The sequence below is a fragment of the Rhizobium sp. NZLR10 genome (assembly GCF_019685125.1).
Lineage (GTDB): Bacteria > Pseudomonadota > Alphaproteobacteria > Rhizobiales > Rhizobiaceae > Rhizobium.
In genome coordinates this window covers 272131-287585 of sequence record NZ_JABDWE010000006.1, presented here as the reverse complement: position 1 = coordinate 287585, position 15455 = coordinate 272131, and the positions used below count along the sequence as shown (strand labels likewise).

General features: G+C 61.7%; 15 protein-coding genes. 6 read left to right on the top strand and 9 right to left on the bottom strand.

The window, feature by feature from the left end; genetic code table 11:
- Positions 1-149 precede the first annotated feature (149 nt).
- Positions 150-1475, bottom strand: a complete 1326-nt coding sequence (locus HJB82_RS12195; RefSeq protein ID WP_221140071.1) for a PLP-dependent aminotransferase family protein — start codon at positions 1473-1475, stop codon at positions 150-152.
- Between the two features lie 100 nt (positions 1476-1575).
- On the opposite strand from HJB82_RS12195, the gene HJB82_RS12190 reads away from it, so the two are divergent.
- From HJB82_RS12190 to HJB82_RS12170, 5 genes are all read left to right on the top strand, one after another.
- The gene (locus HJB82_RS12190; protein WP_207585270.1) at positions 1576-2538 is read left to right on the top strand and encodes a nitrate ABC transporter substrate-binding protein; all 963 of its coding nucleotides are present in this window, start codon (positions 1576-1578) and stop codon (positions 2536-2538) included.
- Between the two features lie 60 nt (positions 2539-2598).
- Complete coding sequence (locus HJB82_RS12185) at positions 2599-3489, top strand: ABC transporter substrate-binding protein (protein ID WP_221140068.1); 891 nt, start codon at positions 2599-2601, stop codon at positions 3487-3489.
- Positions 3486-4415, top strand: a complete 930-nt coding sequence (locus tag HJB82_RS12180) for an amino acid ABC transporter permease (RefSeq protein WP_207585268.1) — start codon at positions 3486-3488, stop codon at positions 4413-4415. Before HJB82_RS12185 ends, HJB82_RS12180 begins: the two co-directional genes overlap by 4 nt.
- Complete coding sequence (locus tag HJB82_RS12175) at positions 4412-5191, top strand: amino acid ABC transporter ATP-binding protein (RefSeq protein ID WP_221140066.1); 780 nt, start codon at positions 4412-4414, stop codon at positions 5189-5191. The genes HJB82_RS12180 and HJB82_RS12175 overlap by 4 nt, the downstream gene beginning before the upstream one ends.
- A 71-nt stretch (positions 5192-5262) precedes the next feature.
- The gene (locus HJB82_RS12170) at positions 5263-6453 is read left to right on the top strand and encodes a M20 aminoacylase family protein (protein ID WP_207585266.1); all 1191 of its coding nucleotides are present in this window, start codon (positions 5263-5265) and stop codon (positions 6451-6453) included.
- Positions 6454-6510: 57 nt separating this feature from the next.
- On the opposite strand, the gene ligD is transcribed toward HJB82_RS12170, so the two are convergent.
- The 3 genes from ligD to HJB82_RS12155 are packed head-to-tail and all read right to left on the bottom strand — an operon-like array spanning position 6511 to position 9304.
- Positions 6511-7566, bottom strand: a complete 1056-nt coding sequence (ligD, locus tag HJB82_RS12165) for a non-homologous end-joining DNA ligase (RefSeq protein ID WP_221140064.1) — start codon at positions 7564-7566, stop codon at positions 6511-6513.
- Positions 7563-8393: a Ku protein gene (locus HJB82_RS12160; protein ID WP_221115727.1), complete on the bottom strand. Its 831-nt coding sequence runs from the start codon at positions 8391-8393 to the stop codon at positions 7563-7565. The genes ligD and HJB82_RS12160 overlap by 4 nt, the downstream gene beginning before the upstream one ends.
- A 14-nt stretch (positions 8394-8407) precedes the next feature.
- Complete coding sequence (locus HJB82_RS12155) at positions 8408-9304, bottom strand: Ku protein (protein WP_221140062.1); 897 nt, start codon at positions 9302-9304, stop codon at positions 8408-8410.
- A gap of 290 nt (positions 9305-9594) precedes the next feature.
- On the opposite strand from HJB82_RS12155, the gene HJB82_RS12150 reads away from it, so the two are divergent.
- On the top strand, positions 9595-9786 hold the full coding sequence (locus HJB82_RS12150) for a hypothetical protein (protein ID WP_221140087.1): 192 nt from the start codon (positions 9595-9597) through the stop codon (positions 9784-9786).
- 56 nt (positions 9787-9842) lie between these two features.
- Here HJB82_RS12150 and HJB82_RS12145 read toward each other — a convergent pair whose 3' ends face one another.
- The 5 genes from HJB82_RS12145 to HJB82_RS12125 all read right to left on the bottom strand — a co-directional run bounded on the left by HJB82_RS12145 (position 9843) and on the right by HJB82_RS12125 (position 15202).
- Positions 9843-10757, bottom strand: a complete 915-nt coding sequence (locus HJB82_RS12145; RefSeq protein ID WP_221140051.1) for an SMP-30/gluconolactonase/LRE family protein — start codon at positions 10755-10757, stop codon at positions 9843-9845.
- Between the two features lie 14 nt (positions 10758-10771).
- The gene (locus HJB82_RS12140; RefSeq protein ID WP_221140049.1) at positions 10772-11722 is read right to left on the bottom strand and encodes an ABC transporter permease; all 951 of its coding nucleotides are present in this window, start codon (positions 11720-11722) and stop codon (positions 10772-10774) included.
- Entirely contained in the window at positions 11719-12666 is a 948-nt protein-coding gene (locus tag HJB82_RS12135) for an ABC transporter permease (protein ID WP_221140048.1), read from the bottom strand. Before HJB82_RS12135 ends, HJB82_RS12140 begins: the two co-directional genes overlap by 4 nt.
- Complete coding sequence (locus HJB82_RS12130; protein WP_221140046.1) at positions 12663-14114, bottom strand: sugar ABC transporter ATP-binding protein; 1452 nt, start codon at positions 14112-14114, stop codon at positions 12663-12665. Before HJB82_RS12130 ends, HJB82_RS12135 begins: the two co-directional genes overlap by 4 nt.
- 71 nt (positions 14115-14185) lie before the next feature.
- The gene (locus HJB82_RS12125) at positions 14186-15202 is read right to left on the bottom strand and encodes an ABC transporter substrate-binding protein (RefSeq protein WP_207585258.1); all 1017 of its coding nucleotides are present in this window, start codon (positions 15200-15202) and stop codon (positions 14186-14188) included.
- Between the last annotated feature and the right edge of the window lie 253 nt (positions 15203-15455).

Below are 15455 nucleotides of genomic sequence, written 5' to 3'. Positions count from 1 at the left end.
AAGGTCGACATACGAAAACAGCGACCCCGTCCGATCATCCCCGCCGCGCATCCAAATTCCCTCGAAATCACTTGCAAGATGGAATCATGTGTCCAGCCCAAAAGCCAGTGGGTTTTTCAGCAGCCTGCTAGGTGTTTAGTCCCGGCCCTTCATGGTGCATGGGCCAGAGCGATGGCATCGGCGACTTCCTCGCAGCGATCGCTGAGCGTGCTGGTCGCGACACGAATATGGCTGCTTGGCAGGACGGAGAACTTGCTGCCCGGATTGACGGCGATATTGCGTGCGGCGAGCGTCACCATTGCGAATGGTTCGGACACAACGGGCACCCAGAGGCACAGGCCCTGGCCTGCGGGTATCGGTATTCCCCGCTCGCGGAGCGCATCGGCAAGAGCGTCGCGCCTCTGCTGATAGCGGTCGCGCGCCTCGGCGATGAGCCGCCGGCTTGCCGGATCGCGCAATAGCCAGGCGGCGGCCCCTTGCAGGATGCGGCTGGTCCAGCCGGCGCTGAAGGAGCGGTAGGACTGGATCTGGTCGACGATAGGCGCAGAACTCGACAAGACGGCGAGACGCAGATCCGGTCCGAGGCTTTTCGAGTGTGACAGGATATGGATCGTCCGTTCCGCAAATCGACCACCCAGGGAATGCGGAGGTGCTGCCGACACGTCGCCGACGCCGTCGTCCTCGATAATCAGCGTATCGCTGTCCTCCAGCACGGCTCCGAGCTGGTCGAGGCGGGATGCACTGACGGTAACCCCTGTCACGGAATGCAGCCGCGGCTGAAACAGGAAGGCTGCCGGGCGCTGTCGCAATGCATCGCGAAGCAAATCCGGCAAGGGACCGTCGTTGTCGCAGGCGACGGGAATGATCCTGACGCCGAGATCTTCCAGGATATCGAGCAGCCGCATCGCGGTCGGATGTTCGATCGCCACCGACGAACCCGGAGAGACCAGCGCATGCAACACCGTATAGACGGCATTGTAGCCGCCATTGGTGGCAAGAAACGCCTCCGCCTCATAGGGCCATCGCTCCGAAATGGCATCCTTCAGCTCCGGCACGATACGGCTGCGCTCATAGCTGTTGAGGTCGGCGGCTGACGCGCCATGGGCCATTGCTTTGGCCAGACCGGGAAGAAGCGCTGCATCCGGCCCGGCAGAGGTAAGGTCGAGTACACCCGCCGCATAATTTCCCGAACTCGCAAGACGCTCCGGCTTGGCGACAAAGCGGTCGCCGCTGACCCAGGTACCGTTGCGCCCCCGGCCGCTGATGATCTTCTGGCGCCGCAATTCACTCCAGGCTTCCGAGATCGTTGCCGGGCTGATGCGCAATTCATAGGCGATATCGCGGATCGCCGGCAGACGCGTGCCGACGGGCAAGGCGCCGGCACGGATCAGTGCACTCGTTTCGAGAGCGATCCCGCGGATGCTGCGGTCGGTTATTTTTTCGGCAAACCAGGAGGCTTCGACCGCGTCACCCATTTTGTTCTCACTTTAAATGTTCAATAACGTAATAACATTTGTACTCATCAATTTGAACATTTAATTTGCCCTTCGTCGAGCAATTTCGTGAGTTCTTCGCATGCCTGTAACGCTTCGCATCGCCCTCAGAGACTGGGATTACATGACACCGCTGGTGCTCGGTGATGTCAGGTCTTCCCGTCTCGAAATCAAAGTGGATCGTGTGGGCACGCTGGTCTCCAGTCTCGCCGATGACGAGGCTCATGATGCCGCAGAAATGTCCTTCAGCCGCTATTCGCAGATGCGGCTTGATGGCGATGCTCGGGTCGTCGGCATTCCGAACTTCATCATGCGCGGCTTCCGCCATCGCTGCATCATCACTGCCAAGGGCAGTCCGATCCGCAAGCTGTCCGATCTGGGCGGCAAGAATATCGGCGTGACCGGTTGGCGCGATTCCGGAAACACCTGGACCCGCGCTGCGCTGCGCCGCGAAGGCGTCGGTGTCGAGGACGCCACATGGTATGCCGGGCGCCTGACGGAGGCTCATCCGATCGTCGACCGGCTCGATGGCTTTGGACGGTCCGGCCGTATCGAAGCTGCTCCCGGCGAACGCCCTATGGTCGATCTGTTGTTGGATGGTCGGCTGGACGCCGTTTTCACGCCTTTCATGCCGAAGGGCTTTTTCGATCAGGGTTCGCCGCTGCGTCAGGTGCTGGATGATTTCCGCTCCGCTGAAGTCGCTTACTTCCACGCGGTCGGCTATATTCCGGGCATGCATCTGATCGGCTTCAAGGCGGAAATCGTCATGGAGCATCCCTGGATCATGGATGAACTCAGCGAGCTGATCGACGAATCCCAGCGTATCTGGCTGGAGAAGCGCGAGAAATACGCCGACACCACGCCGTGGATGATCGACGAATTGCGCCGCTGCGCAGCCGACCTGCCGCCGACCTGGAACGTCAGCGGGCTTGCCGAGAACGAGGCAATGATCGCCGGCTTCGCCGAGGAACTTTACGAACAGAAGATCATGCCGCGCCTTTTGACACCCGCCGACCTGTTTCCGTGGCACGCCAAAGCCCGGTGAAACTCCTCGCAGGCCTCATCGTTGAGCCACCATTTTCGCAAGACCAAAAAGGGGAATGACATGCATTCGAAACTGATCGCTTCCGCCGCCCTGTTGGGCCTGATGATGACGACGTCGGTGTTCGCCCAGGAAGCCGCCGTTCCGAAACAGACCGTCAACGACGCGCTTCGCGCCCGCTTGCCGGAGAAGATCCGCACAGACGGCAAGATGATCTCCGTCAATAATGGTTCATTTCCCCCTTATGAGATCGTCACCGGCACGGAACTGACCGGCGCCAGCGCCGATCTTACCGATGCGATCGGCCAGATGCTCGGCGTCAAGATCGAGCACGAAACCGTTAGCGGATTGACCGCGTTGCTCGCCGGCATCAACTCCGGCCGATACCAGTTCGCCTTTGGCCCGATCGGTGACTTCAAGACCCGCGAAGAGGCCAATGATTTCGTCGACTGGGTTCAGGAATACGTGGTCTTTTCCGTCGAGAAGGGCAATCCGAAGGCCATCGGTTCACTCGACAGCGCCTGCGGCAATCGCATTGCTGTCATGGCCGGCGGCTCCGCCGAAAAGGTGATCCAGGCTCAGGTCGAAAAGTGCAAGACGGACGGCAAGCCCGCGCTTGAAGTGCAGTCCTACACCGACCAGCCGAGCTCGATCCTGGCGGTCCGCTCCAAACGCGCCGATGCCTTCTTCTCCTCGCAGGCGCCGCTGACCTATTTCGTGTCTCAGGCAAACGGCCAGCTGGAACTGAGCGGCGTCGGCCAGAAGAATGGGTTCGACGATCTCTATCAGGGCGCCGTCGTGCCGAAAGGCTCGCCGCTCGGCCCCGTTCTGCTCGACGCGATCAAGTCGTTGATGGATAACGGCGCCTATGCCGCCATCATGAAAAAGTGGGGTCTTGAGAACAACATGATCAAGCAGCCCGGCCTCAATCTTGGTGGAGCCCTGCCGAAATGAGCAATGACCGCACGACTGCCACACCGCCTTCGGGCGGTGCGGATTTTCGGGATGTCGCCAACGCCCATAAGCCCTTTCGAACCGGCCGGCTCGTCCTGTGGGTGGTCGTGCTCCTCGTTGCCGCGAACTTCCTGTGGATCGTCGCCCACAACGAGAATTTCGGCTGGCCTGTTGTCGCGGCCTATTTCTTCGATCCGACAGTCATCAAAGGCCTTTACGTCAGCCTGGGCCTCACCGTGGTCGCGATGGCCATCGGCATCGTTCTCGGCCTCGGCCTGGCGATCGCCCGGCTGTCGAATGACCGGCTCGCAAGGTCGCTGGCATCGCTGTTCATCTGGTTCTTTCGCGGCACGCCGCTCTTGGTACAGCTGATCCTCTGGTACAATCTCTCGACCCTTTTTCCCGAACTTTCGATCGCCATTCCGTTCGGCCCGACGCTGGCGAGCTGGGAGACCAATTCGGTGATCACGCCAATGACGGCGGCGATCGGCGGCTTGGCTCTGAACGAAGCGGCCTACATGGCCGAGATCATTCGCGGCGGCCTTCTCTCCGTCGATCGCGGCCAGTTCGAGACGGCGGAAGCGTTCGGCATGACCAAGGGCAGGGCGCTGTGGCGGATCATCATTCCGCAGGCGATGCGCTCGATCGTGCCGCCGACGGGCAACCAGCTGATCAGCATGATCAAAGCGACGTCGCTCGTCAGCGTCATCGCCATGGCCGATCTGCTCTATTCCGTCCAGTCGATCTACAACCGTACGTTCGAGATCGTGCCGATGCTGCTTGTCGCGGTCCTCTGGTACCTCTTCATCACCTCGATCCTCAATCTCGGCCAGAGTTATATCGAGGCCTATTACGGCCGCAGCGAACGGCGCAGCAATACCGCAGCCGCCAAATCCGAGACCCGTGTCGAGGAGGCAAGCCATTGACCGCCGCCGCAACCACAAAGCCTCTCGTCAGGGCCTGCAACGTCCACAAGTCCTTCGACCAGCTCGACGTGCTGAAGGGGATCGACCTCGACGTCATGCCGGGTGAAGTCGTCGTGGTGCTCGGCCCGTCCGGATCGGGAAAATCGACCTTCCTGCGCTGCATCAACCATCTCGAAGCGATCAATCAGGGGTTCATCGAAGTCGATGGCGAACAGATCGGCTATCGCATCCGCAAGGACCGGCTGGAAAAGCTGTCCAGCAACGGGATCGCCCGCCAGCGGCGCAAGATCGGCATGGTGTTCCAGCAGTTCAATCTCTATCCGCATATGACGGTGCTGCAGAACATCACCGAGGCCCCAGTCGGCGTGCACGGAGAAAGTCGCAAGGCTGCGACGGAGAATGCCCTGCGGCTTTTGGAGCGGGTCGGTCTGTCGGAAAAGGCGGCCAGCTATCCTCGCCAGCTCTCCGGCGGTCAGCAGCAGCGCGTCGCCATCGCCCGCGCCCTGGCGATCAAGCCGAAGCTGATGCTGTTCGATGAGCCCACCTCTGCGCTCGACCCGGAGCTGGTCGGCGAAGTGCTTGCCACCATGCGCGATCTCGCCAAACAGGGCCTAACGATGATCGTCGTGACCCACGAGATCGGTTTTGCCCGTGAGGCGGCCGATCGGGTCGTGTTCATGGACGACGGCAATGTCGTTGAGATGGGCAAGCCTGAGGATGTCATCGGAAATCCGCAACATCCTCGCACCCAGGCCTTTCTCGCCCGATTTCTCTGACTGGCACCACTCAGCTGCTTCGACCCGCAGGCCGGAGCAATGGTTCTTTTCGATCACGACTGGATGTGTTCATGCCCACGCTCGATAATGCCTATGCCCGCGTTTCCGATTTCGAAGCTATGGAGGCGGAGCTGAAGGCGACCCGCCAGTATCTGCATGCTCGTCCGGAACTCTCTTTCGAAGAAGCGGAAACGGCACGTTATGTCGCCGAAAAGCTGGAAGGCTGGGGTTATGACGTGACCCGCAATGTCGGGGGCCATGGCGTTGTCGCGCGGCTCAGCGCAGGCAAGGGTGACAAGAGTATCGCCATCCGCGCCGATATGGATGCTCTGCCGATCGTCGAGGCAACGGGGCTTTCCTATGCCAGCAACACTCCCGGTAAGATGCATGCCTGCGGCCATGACGGCCACACGACCGTCTTGCTCGGCGCAGCCGAATATCTCGCCCGCACCCGCCGCTTCAGCGGCACGGTGACACTGATCTTCCAACCGGCGGAAGAGGCGGGCAAGAATAGCGGCGCCCAGGCGATGATCGCCGACGGCCTGTTCGAGCGGTTTCCGTTCGACGCAATCTTTGGTCTGCACAACCACCCCGGCGCTCCCGAAGGCACCCTGCTGCTGCGATCAGGCCCGATGATGGCGGCCTCGGATACCGTCAATATCACCATCAAGGGCAAAGGCGGCCATGCCTCGCGCCCGCACCTGACCATCGATCCCGTGGTCGTGGCATGCAACCTCGTCGTCTCGCTGCAGACGATCATCTCGCGCAACCTCGATCCGACCCAGACGGCGGTCGTTACCGTCGGCACGATCCATGCCGGCGATGCGGTCAACGTCATTCCGGAATATGCCAAGCTCGCATTGAGCGTGCGCTCTTTCGAGCCGCGCATCCGCGATCTTCTGCAGCAGCGCATCACCAAGCTGGCCCGCTCAGTGGCCGAAGGTCACGATGCTTCCATCGAGATCGACTACGATCGCGGTAATCCTGTTGTCGTCAATTCGCCTGTTGAGACGGATTTTGCCCGGATCGTAGCCGTTGAACTGATCGGCGAAGACAGGGTCGCGACTTGCCCGCTCATTCCCGGCAGCGAGGATTTTTCACACTTTCTCGAGCACAAGCCGGGCAGCTTCCTGCGTCTCGGCAATGGCATGAATTCCGCCATGCTGCATAGCACCAAATACGACTTCGCCGATGCCAGCCTGACGGTTGGCGCGGCAATGTGGGCAAGGCTCGCGGAGCGCTACCTTCAGGACGACGTCTGAGGCTGCTGCCGCTTCGGATTTGGAGCTTCCCAAGGGGACCACAGGCGATCGTGATCCTCAACTGCCGAAGCCGGTCATATCGAACACGGCCGCGTTGTCCTGAACCTCGCGCAGCCCTTTATACGAGGCGTGGCGGAGACTGCCGTCATCGGTCCAACCGCGAAACTCGATCTCGGCGATCAGTGTCGGCTGCACGAAGACGTAGCGCTTGCCCTTCAGGGGAACGACCGGCCGGGTCGTCTTCAATCGGTCGAGCGTCTTTTTCAGGTGCTCGGCATCGCTAGTGCTAAAACCGGTTCCGACCGACCCCACGGAAATCCAGTCAAAACCCTTCTTGCCGGCGAGCAGCAGGCTGCCGATGCCGCCGCGCGCGGATGCCGACTGTTCGTAACCGACGATCATGAAGCTCTCGCTCTCAACGCATTTGATCTTCAGCCAGTCGCCTGTTCGGCCACTGCGGTAGGGCCGGTCGCGATGCTTGGCGATGATGCCCTCCAGCCGATGATGGCAGGCATGCTCGAGGAGGTCTTCGGCCGGCTGGTCTATCTCTTCGGAAAAGCGGATCTGCCCATTGCCGCCTTCTGGTATCAGGTCTTCAAGAAGGTGCCGACGCACGGCGAGTTCGGTGCCGGTCAGGTCATGTCCGTCAAGATACAAAAGGTCGAAGGCGTAGAGCATCGACTCGGACGAGACCCGCTTGCCGCCTCGACCGCCGAGCGAACGTTGCAATGCGCCGAAATCCGATCGGCCGTGCTCGTCCATAACCACCGCTTCCCCGTCCAGTATGGCGGTGGCCACACCCAGTTCTTTGGCCGCCGCGGCGATGGTGGGAAAGCGGTCGGTCCAGTCATGGCCACCACGCGTAATGACACGAACGCTCTTCGGCTCGATGTGGATCGCCAGCCGGTAGCCATCCCACTTCGCCTCGTAGAGCCAATCCGAACCCAGCGGCACGGTGGGTTTCAGCAGCGCAAGGCAGGGCTCGATCCTCGCCGGCATTGGATCGAAGGGCAGGCTTGGCTGGTCGGGATCGCGCTTGCGGATCGGACGAGACTGCAGCGTTGTGTTGGACTCGTTGAGAAATGGCAATGAGGGGCGGCGCGAACGCGTCATGATGGATGTTTGCCCTTCCCGGACCGGTTTTCCGCTTCGACCGACTTGCGAAGCGCATCCATGATGTTAATGACGTTGCTCGGCGCCGGCTCTTCCTTTTCGCTCGCCTTGGGCTTCGCCTTGCCCGGCTTTTTCATCTGCTTCCGCTTCGCATCGATGATATCGAGAAGCTTGTCCTGAACCGGATCGGAGACCATTTTCGGGCTCCAGTGCTGCGTCTGCTTTTTGATCAGCTGTTGAACCAGCGGCATCATCTCGCTGTCGGCTGCGTCATCGTCAACCGTCTCGAAATAGGTCTTGGCGTCGCGAACCTCGTCACCGTAACGCAGCGTCCAGAGCACGATACCCTTGCCGCGTGGCTCGAGCATGACGGCGCGTTCCCGCCTCGAGATCACCAGCCTGGAAATACCGACCATATTCTCGGCTGCCATGGCGTCGCGGATAACGGTGAACGCCTCCTCACCGACCGGGTCGTCCGGAGAGAGGTAATAGGGCGTATCGAGCCAGATCCACTCGACACCGTCGCGCGGTGCGAAGACCTCGATGTCGATGGTCTTGGTACTATCCAGCGCGACGTTTTCCAGTTCCTCGTCTTCGAGGATCACATACTCGTTCTCACCGCGCTGATAGCCCTTGACCTCGTCCTCCTCCTTGATCTCCTTGCCGGTGACGGAATCGACATAGTGGCTCACGACGCGGTTCCGGGTTTCCCGGTTCAACGTGTGAAAGCGTACCTTCTCGTTTTCCGACGTGGCCGGCGTCATCTGGACGGGGCAGGTCACCAGCGACAGCTTCAGATAGCCTTTCCAGTGGGGGCGGGGCACTATCACTTCCTCCTCGATCAGCCGGCACGGCGCTGGTGGGCGCCGGTGCTGCGGCCCTTGGATCCGGACGCTCGAGTGGCTTTTTGCCTGCTCTTGCCGGCATTGGCGTTGGCCGCGGTGCGTTTGGTCTTGGCAGGCGCGGACATTCCCGCACTTTCACGCAGCGCCTGCAGAAGATCGCTCGGCTTGGACGCGGCGACCACCTTTTTCTTCGGCAGAGTCCGGCCCTCCATTTTGGCCTTCACCAGCTCCGCCACCGCCTTTTCATACCGGTCTTCGAACTGCTTGGGATCGAACTGGCCTTTTTTCGTGTTGATGATGTGTTTGGCAAGCTCCAGCATCTCGCCCTCGATCTTCAGATCCGGCATCTCCTCGAAAGCCTTTTCCGACGAGCGGACCTCATAGTCGTAGTTCAAGGTGGAGCCAATGAGGCCGCTGCCATGCGGCCGAATGAGAACGGTGCGCAGGCGCCTGAACAGAACCGTGCGGGCAATTGCGGCGACCTTGGCTTTCGTCATGCCGTCGCGCAGCAGCTTGTAGGCATCGCTGCCCATCTTGTCAGGAGCAAGATAATAAGGCTTGTCGAAATAGACGTCGTCGACCTCGTCAATGGGAATGAACGCTTCGACCTTCAGCGTCTTGTCGCTGTTTGGAATTGCGGCCGCGACTTCATCGGGTTCGAGGACGACGTATCGCCCATCCTCAATCTCGAAGCCTTTGACCTGATCGTCGCGCTCGACGGCATCGCCGGTTTCGCTATCGACGAACTCGCGCCGGACACGATTGCCGGTCTTTCGGTTCAAGGTATTGAAGGCGATCCGTTCGGAAGAGGATGCCGCCGTGTAGAGCGCAACAGGAAACGCGACTTCTCCGAACTTGATATAGCCCTTCCAATTCGCTCGCGGCGCAACCATCGACCCGACTCCCTCACGCAACCAACGCGAGTCAACGGCTGACCCCGCCATTTGTTCCGAGTCAAAACGAATCTAAATTCAAGCACTTAACGCGCCTAAGTTTCTCGTTTTGCGAGTCGCGAGATGCTTTTGATTCCATGCGTCTTTTTGCCGTGGCGTGCGTTCTAAAGCATGTCGCGCAAAAGTGTGCAGCGGTTTGCGGCAACGACATGCGCAAAAGCAAAGAGCTAAAGCGCGAGGAGCGAATCCGAAAGATCGCGGCGCACTTTGACGAGACGGCAACCACTGGGATGAACGACACGACCAAGCGCGAACTCATCGATACCGCCACCGACAAACGCTACGTCCGCCGCAATGAAACGGGGCAATTCAAGGAAAGCGACGATGTCGGCCGCTCACTGTCGGCCGATCGTCGCCAGACGGCGAAGACCAAAACGAAGCCTGGTGAGGGCGATCGCGGCGATCGGACCGTCAAACACTGACAAAGCAACGAGCCCTCCCTATCGGAGGGTTCGATCCCGCCAGCAGACCATCACTCTCACGGCAGCTGCGCACCGCTGACGGCGACATAGACCGAATACACCGAACGCGTCGCCGCAATAAGCAGCCGGTTGCGCCTGGGCCCGCCGAAGGTGAGGTTGGCGACGGTTTGCGGCACGCGGATCTTGCCGATCAGTTTTCCCATCGGATCGAAACAATGCACGCCATCGCCAGCACTCGACCAGAGGTTTCCGTTCACGTCGGTGCGGATGCCGTCGGGAATGCCGTTGTCGATCAGGCAGAAGACCCGGCCGTTCGCAAGCCTGATGCCATCCACCACGTCGAAAGCGCGGATGTGACGCGGCAGGCTCTCATCATGGCTTGCGGCTGAATCCGCTACGTAGAGTATCGTCTCGTCTGGCGAGAAGGCAAGGCCGTTCGGCTGGATGAAATCGGTGGCGACAGTCGCAAGCCCCCCGGTCGCCGGATCGAGCCGGTAGACGTTGCGGGTCGGCTGCTCCGGTACGGCGCGATAGCCTTCATAGTCCGACATGATGCCGTAGGTGGGGTCGGTGAACCAGATCGTGCCGTCGGATTTCACCACCACGTCGTTCGGCGAATTCAGCTTGGCGCCCTCGAAACGATCGGCGAGCACGGTGATCGAGCCATCGACCTCGGTGCGCGTGACGCGGCGGGCGCCATGTTCGCAGGAGATCAGCCGCCCCTGCCGGTCGCGCGTGTGGCCGTTGGCGAAGTTGGAGGGTTGCCGGTAGACGGAGACACCACCCTCGGGCGTCCATCGCAGCATGCGCTGATTGGGAATGTCGCTCCACAGCAGCTGGTTCGCATCGTTGAACCAAACGGGACCCTCCGCCCAGCGGCAACCGGAATAAAGTTCGTCGAGAGCGGCGCTCGTCACGATCAGCTGCCGGAAGCGCGGGTCGTGGATTTCGTAGATGCTGGCCTCGGCCATGGCGGTCTTTCCGTTTATCGCATGCCGGCCCGGCGACCGCCGGCGAGCATGATGACGCTGATGATGATGAGGCCGGTCATGATGAGGCGGATGCCGGCGCCGACCCCGTAAGTGTTGAGCATGGAGACGACCAGGAACATGAAGAGCGATGCACCCCAGATACCCGGCACGTTGGAATCGCCGCCGGCGACCGCGGTGCCGCCGATCACGACGACGGCGATCGACATCAACAGATATTCCGAGCCCATATTGAGCGCCGCGCCGCCGGAGAAACAGGCGAGCAGATAGCCTGCGACCGCGGCGAGCACAGCGCAGAACAGATAGGTGACGAAGCGTGTGCCGTCGACCGGTATGCCGGCCATGCGCGCCGCCGGCATGCTCTGGCCGATCGCCGAGATCCAGCGCCCGTAGATCGTCTTCTCGAGCAGGAACCAGGCAAGCAGCGAGATGACAAGCGCGACGATCGCCACATTCGGGACGCCGAGCGTGTTCGAGGTGGTGAACTCCGCAAGCATGCTCGGAGGCTTGATGCGCAATCCCCGGTTCGTCCAGATCGCGGCGGACTGGACGATGAAGCTCATGGACAGCGTGGCGATGATCGGCGGAATGCGCAGCGCCTTGATCAGCGCATAATTGCCGAGGCCGACGACAAGGCCGATGACGACGGCAACGAGAAGGCCGGGCAGGATCATGCCGTTTTCGACATTCATCAGCTTCAGCGCCACCGTGCCGGCAAGCGTCATCGTGGCGGGAACCGAGAGATCGATATTGCCGGGACCCAGCGTGATGACGAACATCTGGCCGATGCCGACGATGACCGAGAAGGCAGCGAAGGTGAGTGCTGCCTGCGACAGGCCGAGCGTGCTGGCGCCGAGCGTCACCATGATCGTCAGGAACCAGACGATGAAGGCGGCGAGCCACGACCAGATCCAGGGTTTGCCAAAGAGGCTGAGGAGTGGGGTCATCGGCGTTTCTCCCGCTTCTCCAAGCGGTTCAGCATCAGGCGAAGCGCGAGCACGATGATCAGGATCGCGCCCTGAGCCCCGATCTGCCAGTCCGGCGAGATGCGCAGGAAGGATAGGAACGAGCCGGCAAGCGTCAGGGTCAACGCGCCGATGACGGCGCCGACAGGGGAGACGCGGCCGCCGATGAACTCACCGCCGCCGAGGATGACGCCGGCGATCGACAGCAGCGTGTAGCGCAGCGCGATATTAGCATCGGCCGAGGTCGTCAGGCCGACGAGGGCGATGCCGGCAAGCACCGCAAACAAGCCGGCAAGACCGTAGGCGCTGGCGCGCGCTGCGACAATCGACCAGCCGGCGCGCTCGACCGAGCGCTGGTTGCCGCCGATGCCGCGGATCAGCACGCCGAGCGAGGAGCGCATAACGAGAAGATGAGCGACAGCGGCGATGATAGTACTGGCGACGATCGCCATCGGCACCAGTGGCGGCTTGACGGTCATCAGCCAGCGCACCCAGTCCGGCGCCTGACCGCCGGGTGCCGGCAGCAACAGCACGGCAAGGCCGCCCCAGACGAAGCTCATACCGAGGGTGACGACAATGGACGGCAGGTTGCGCAAATGGATGACGACACCGAGGCCCGCATAGATGGCGATCGCGCCGGCAAGGATCAGGATGCCGGTCAGTGGAGCATCCCGCAGAAAGGTTGCGGTTACGCAGGCGACGAAGCTGACGAAGGTGCCCATCGAGAGATCGAGATCGTTGACCGCCATCACCAGCATCTGGGCGATCGTCGCCAGCGCGATGGGCACAGCCAGATTGAACAGCAGGTTGAGCCCGACATAGCTCATGGCGCGCGGCTGCAGCCAGAAGACGGCGGCGAGCAACAGCGTCAGCGACAGAGCGGGGATGGCAAGACGCATGGCGTCGGACGACAGCCGGAACGTCATGCGGCGAGCCCTTCGAAGGAGGCGGCGATGATATTCTTCTCGTTGACCGCGTCGCCCGCAAGTTCGGCGGTGATGCGGCCTTCGCGGAAGACGTAGACGCGGTCACAGAGGCTCACTTCGTCCATTTCGGTCGAGTACCAGATGAAGGTGCGGCCACGCGCCGCTTCGTCGCGGATGATGGCGTAGACCTCCTGCTTGGTCCCGACGTCGACGCCGCGCATCGGATCGTCCATCAGCACGATCGGCGCGCGCGTTGAAAGCGCGCGGGCGAAGAGCACCTTCTGCTGGTTGCCGCCGGAAAGCGACAGGATGCGATTGGCCATATCGGGCGTGCGGATTTCGATCCGCCGCCTCCAGTCGGCGCCCTTCATCTCCTCTTCGCCGGCGAGGATCAGGCCGCGCCGGGTGAGGTCACCGAGCGAGGCGATGGAGAAGTTGCGTAGGATGCTCCAGAGTTCGAAGACGCCGTTAAGGCGGCGGTCGCCGGCGACGAAGGTGACGAGCGGATCGCGCTCAGGCAGCCAGTTGCCGGACTGGGCGGCATGCAGGGCAAGCAGCAGTTCGGTCTGCCCGTGGCCGGCCAGTCCCGCCAGTCCGATGATTTCTCCCTTGCCGGCAGCGAAGGGCAGGCCTTTCGTCTGATGGGACAGAATGAGCGGAGCGGTGGATTGTTCGCGCCCCGGGCGCTGCTTGGTTTCCTCCTTGGCGACAGTGCCCATCGCTTCCACAAGGCCGTGATGGTCGAAGCCCTGCGCCGGACGCTCGGCGACGACGCGGCCGTCCTTCATGACGACGATGCGGTCGGAGGTTTCGAGGATCTCGTGCAGAATATGCGAGATGAAGATGACCGATCCGCCGGCGGCGATGAAGCGGCGGACATGATCGAGCATCTGGCGGGCAAGGCTTGCATCGAGTGACGAGGTCGGTTCGTCGAGGATCACCAGCCGCGGCGCAACACCGGCGTCGGAAAAGGCCATTGATATCTCGACCATCTGCCGCTCGGCGATCGAAAGATCGCCCACGGCCCGGCTGCTGTCGATACCATGGCCGGGAAAGACGGCATCGAGGCTCTTCTCGATGATTTTTTCGGCTCGCCTGCGCCAGCCGAAACCGCCGAGATGACGATGCATGATGCGCGTGTTCTCGACGATGGAGAGGTTGGGACAGAGCGAAAGCTCCTGGAAGACGCAGCGCACGCCGCGAGCTCGCGCCACGTTGATGCCGTAGCGCTCCAGCCGCTCGCCGTCGCTTGCCACACTTCCTTCGTGCGGTGTGAGGCCGCCGTTGATCACGCTGACGATCGTCGATTTGCCGGCTCCGTTATGTCCGACGAGCCCGACGCATTCGCCCGGCATGACGCGGAGTGTGACGCCGTCGAGCGCCCTGACCGCGCCGAAGCTCACCTTGGCGCCATCGACGGCGATCACCGCCTTCAAAACCTCATCCATGCTGCCCGCCATGCCTGCTTGCAAAGAATGCCGCGCGGCCATTTGCGGGCGCGCGGCGGTCGCCGGGAGATTTACTTTGCCGACTCAATGACCTTGATCGCGTCTGCCTGCGTGTATTCCACGTTGGCAACGCCGCCGGCCTGGGTATTGGCAAGGTTGGTTTCGAGATTGTCCTGGTCGATGCGCAGGAAGGGCACGACGAGGTCCTTCTTGACTTGCTTGCCGTCGAGGATCTGCTGGGCGACCCAGAAGGCGAGCGTGGAGACACCCGGCGCGATGGACACGGACATGGTCTCGTAGCTCTTCGCCTCTTTCTGCTCCTTCCACCACTTCAGTTCGTCTTCACGGTTGCCCATGATAATGATCGGCATCTTCCGGTCTGTCGCCGCAATCGCCTGTGCGGCGCCATAACCGTCGCCGCCCTGCGTTACCACGCCGGCGATGTCGGGCAAGCTCGGCAAGATGCCGGCAACAGCCTTCTGCGCCACGTCTTGCGCCCAGTCTCCATGAACGGAGCCGACAATCTTGAACTGCGGGAACTGCTTGACGCCGTCGTGGATGCCTGCCGAGATCTCGTCGTCGACGAAGACACCGGCAAGGCCGCGGATTTCGAGCAGGTTGCCGCCATCAGGCAGTTTCTTCGACAGGTACTCGACTTCGCTGCGGCCCATTTCCTTGAAGTTGACGGCGATGCGCCAGGCGCAGGGCTCGGTCACGATGCCATCAAAGGAAACGACGGTGATGCCGGCGTCGCAGGCCTCCTTGACCGCGCCGTTCAGCGCCGTCGGCGAGGCTGCGTTCAGCACGATGGCGTCATAGCCCTGCAGGATCATGTTCTGGATCTGCGCGGCCTGTTCCGTCGCCTGGTTCTCGGCGGTGGTGAAAGGGTCGGCTGCGGCAACGGCGCCGGCCTTCACGGCTTCACCCGTCACCTTTCCCCAGCTCGTCAGCATGGCTTGGCGCCACGAATTGCCGGCATAGTTGTTGGAAAGGGCGATTTTCTTGGCCGCTGTGTCGGCAAAGGCGGAAACGGGCATCGCGGCGCAAGCAATAGCGGCCGATGCCAGAAGCATCTTGCGGATTGTCATGTCTTCCTCCCTGATGATCGCGCTGGTCGGCGGATCGCTTCACTCCTGCCAACCCAATCGGGCTCGAGTGAAAATTGTTCTTGCACTGAGCTTCCTCCTCTCAGTAAGGGCAGGATGCGGGAGATCGACCGGCCTGTACAGGGGCAAGGCAGCAAGTCGTTTGCGGGTTTTGCGCAATTAGCTGCGGGTTTACGCAAGACGGCGGCGCTTCCGTGGGCGCTTACTGCAAGGGGATCGCCGCGGGTTGAGGAGC

What these genes read in the sequence shown, in the direction of transcription:
- HJB82_RS12195 (WP_221140071.1), bottom strand. Translation starts at nt 1,475, where the DNA reads ATGGGTGACGCGGTCGAAGCCTCCTGGTTTGCCGAAAAAATAACCGAC.
- HJB82_RS12190 (WP_207585270.1), top strand. Translation starts at nt 1,576, where the DNA reads ATGCCTGTAACGCTTCGCATCGCCCTCAGAGACTGGGATTACATGACA.
- HJB82_RS12185 (WP_221140068.1), top strand. Translation starts at nt 2,599, where the DNA reads ATGCATTCGAAACTGATCGCTTCCGCCGCCCTGTTGGGCCTGATGATG.
- HJB82_RS12180 (WP_207585268.1), top strand. Translation starts at nt 3,486, where the DNA reads ATGAGCAATGACCGCACGACTGCCACACCGCCTTCGGGCGGTGCGGAT.
- HJB82_RS12170 (WP_207585266.1), top strand. Translation starts at nt 5,263, where the DNA reads ATGCCCACGCTCGATAATGCCTATGCCCGCGTTTCCGATTTCGAAGCT.
- ligD (WP_221140064.1), bottom strand. Translation starts at nt 7,566, where the DNA reads ATGACGCGTTCGCGCCGCCCCTCATTGCCATTTCTCAACGAGTCCAAC.
- HJB82_RS12155 (WP_221140062.1), bottom strand. Translation starts at nt 9,304, where the DNA reads ATGGTTGCGCCGCGAGCGAATTGGAAGGGCTATATCAAGTTCGGAGAA.
- HJB82_RS12150 (WP_221140087.1), top strand. Translation starts at nt 9,595, where the DNA reads ATGAACGACACGACCAAGCGCGAACTCATCGATACCGCCACCGACAAA.
- HJB82_RS12145 (WP_221140051.1), bottom strand. Translation starts at nt 10,757, where the DNA reads ATGGCCGAGGCCAGCATCTACGAAATCCACGACCCGCGCTTCCGGCAG.
- HJB82_RS12140 (WP_221140049.1), bottom strand. Translation starts at nt 11,722, where the DNA reads ATGACCCCACTCCTCAGCCTCTTTGGCAAACCCTGGATCTGGTCGTGG.
- HJB82_RS12135 (WP_221140048.1), bottom strand. Translation starts at nt 12,666, where the DNA reads ATGACGTTCCGGCTGTCGTCCGACGCCATGCGTCTTGCCATCCCCGCT.
- HJB82_RS12130 (WP_221140046.1), bottom strand. Translation starts at nt 14,114, where the DNA reads ATGGATGAGGTTTTGAAGGCGGTGATCGCCGTCGATGGCGCCAAGGTG.
- HJB82_RS12125 (WP_207585258.1), bottom strand. Translation starts at nt 15,202, where the DNA reads ATGACAATCCGCAAGATGCTTCTGGCATCGGCCGCTATTGCTTGCGCC.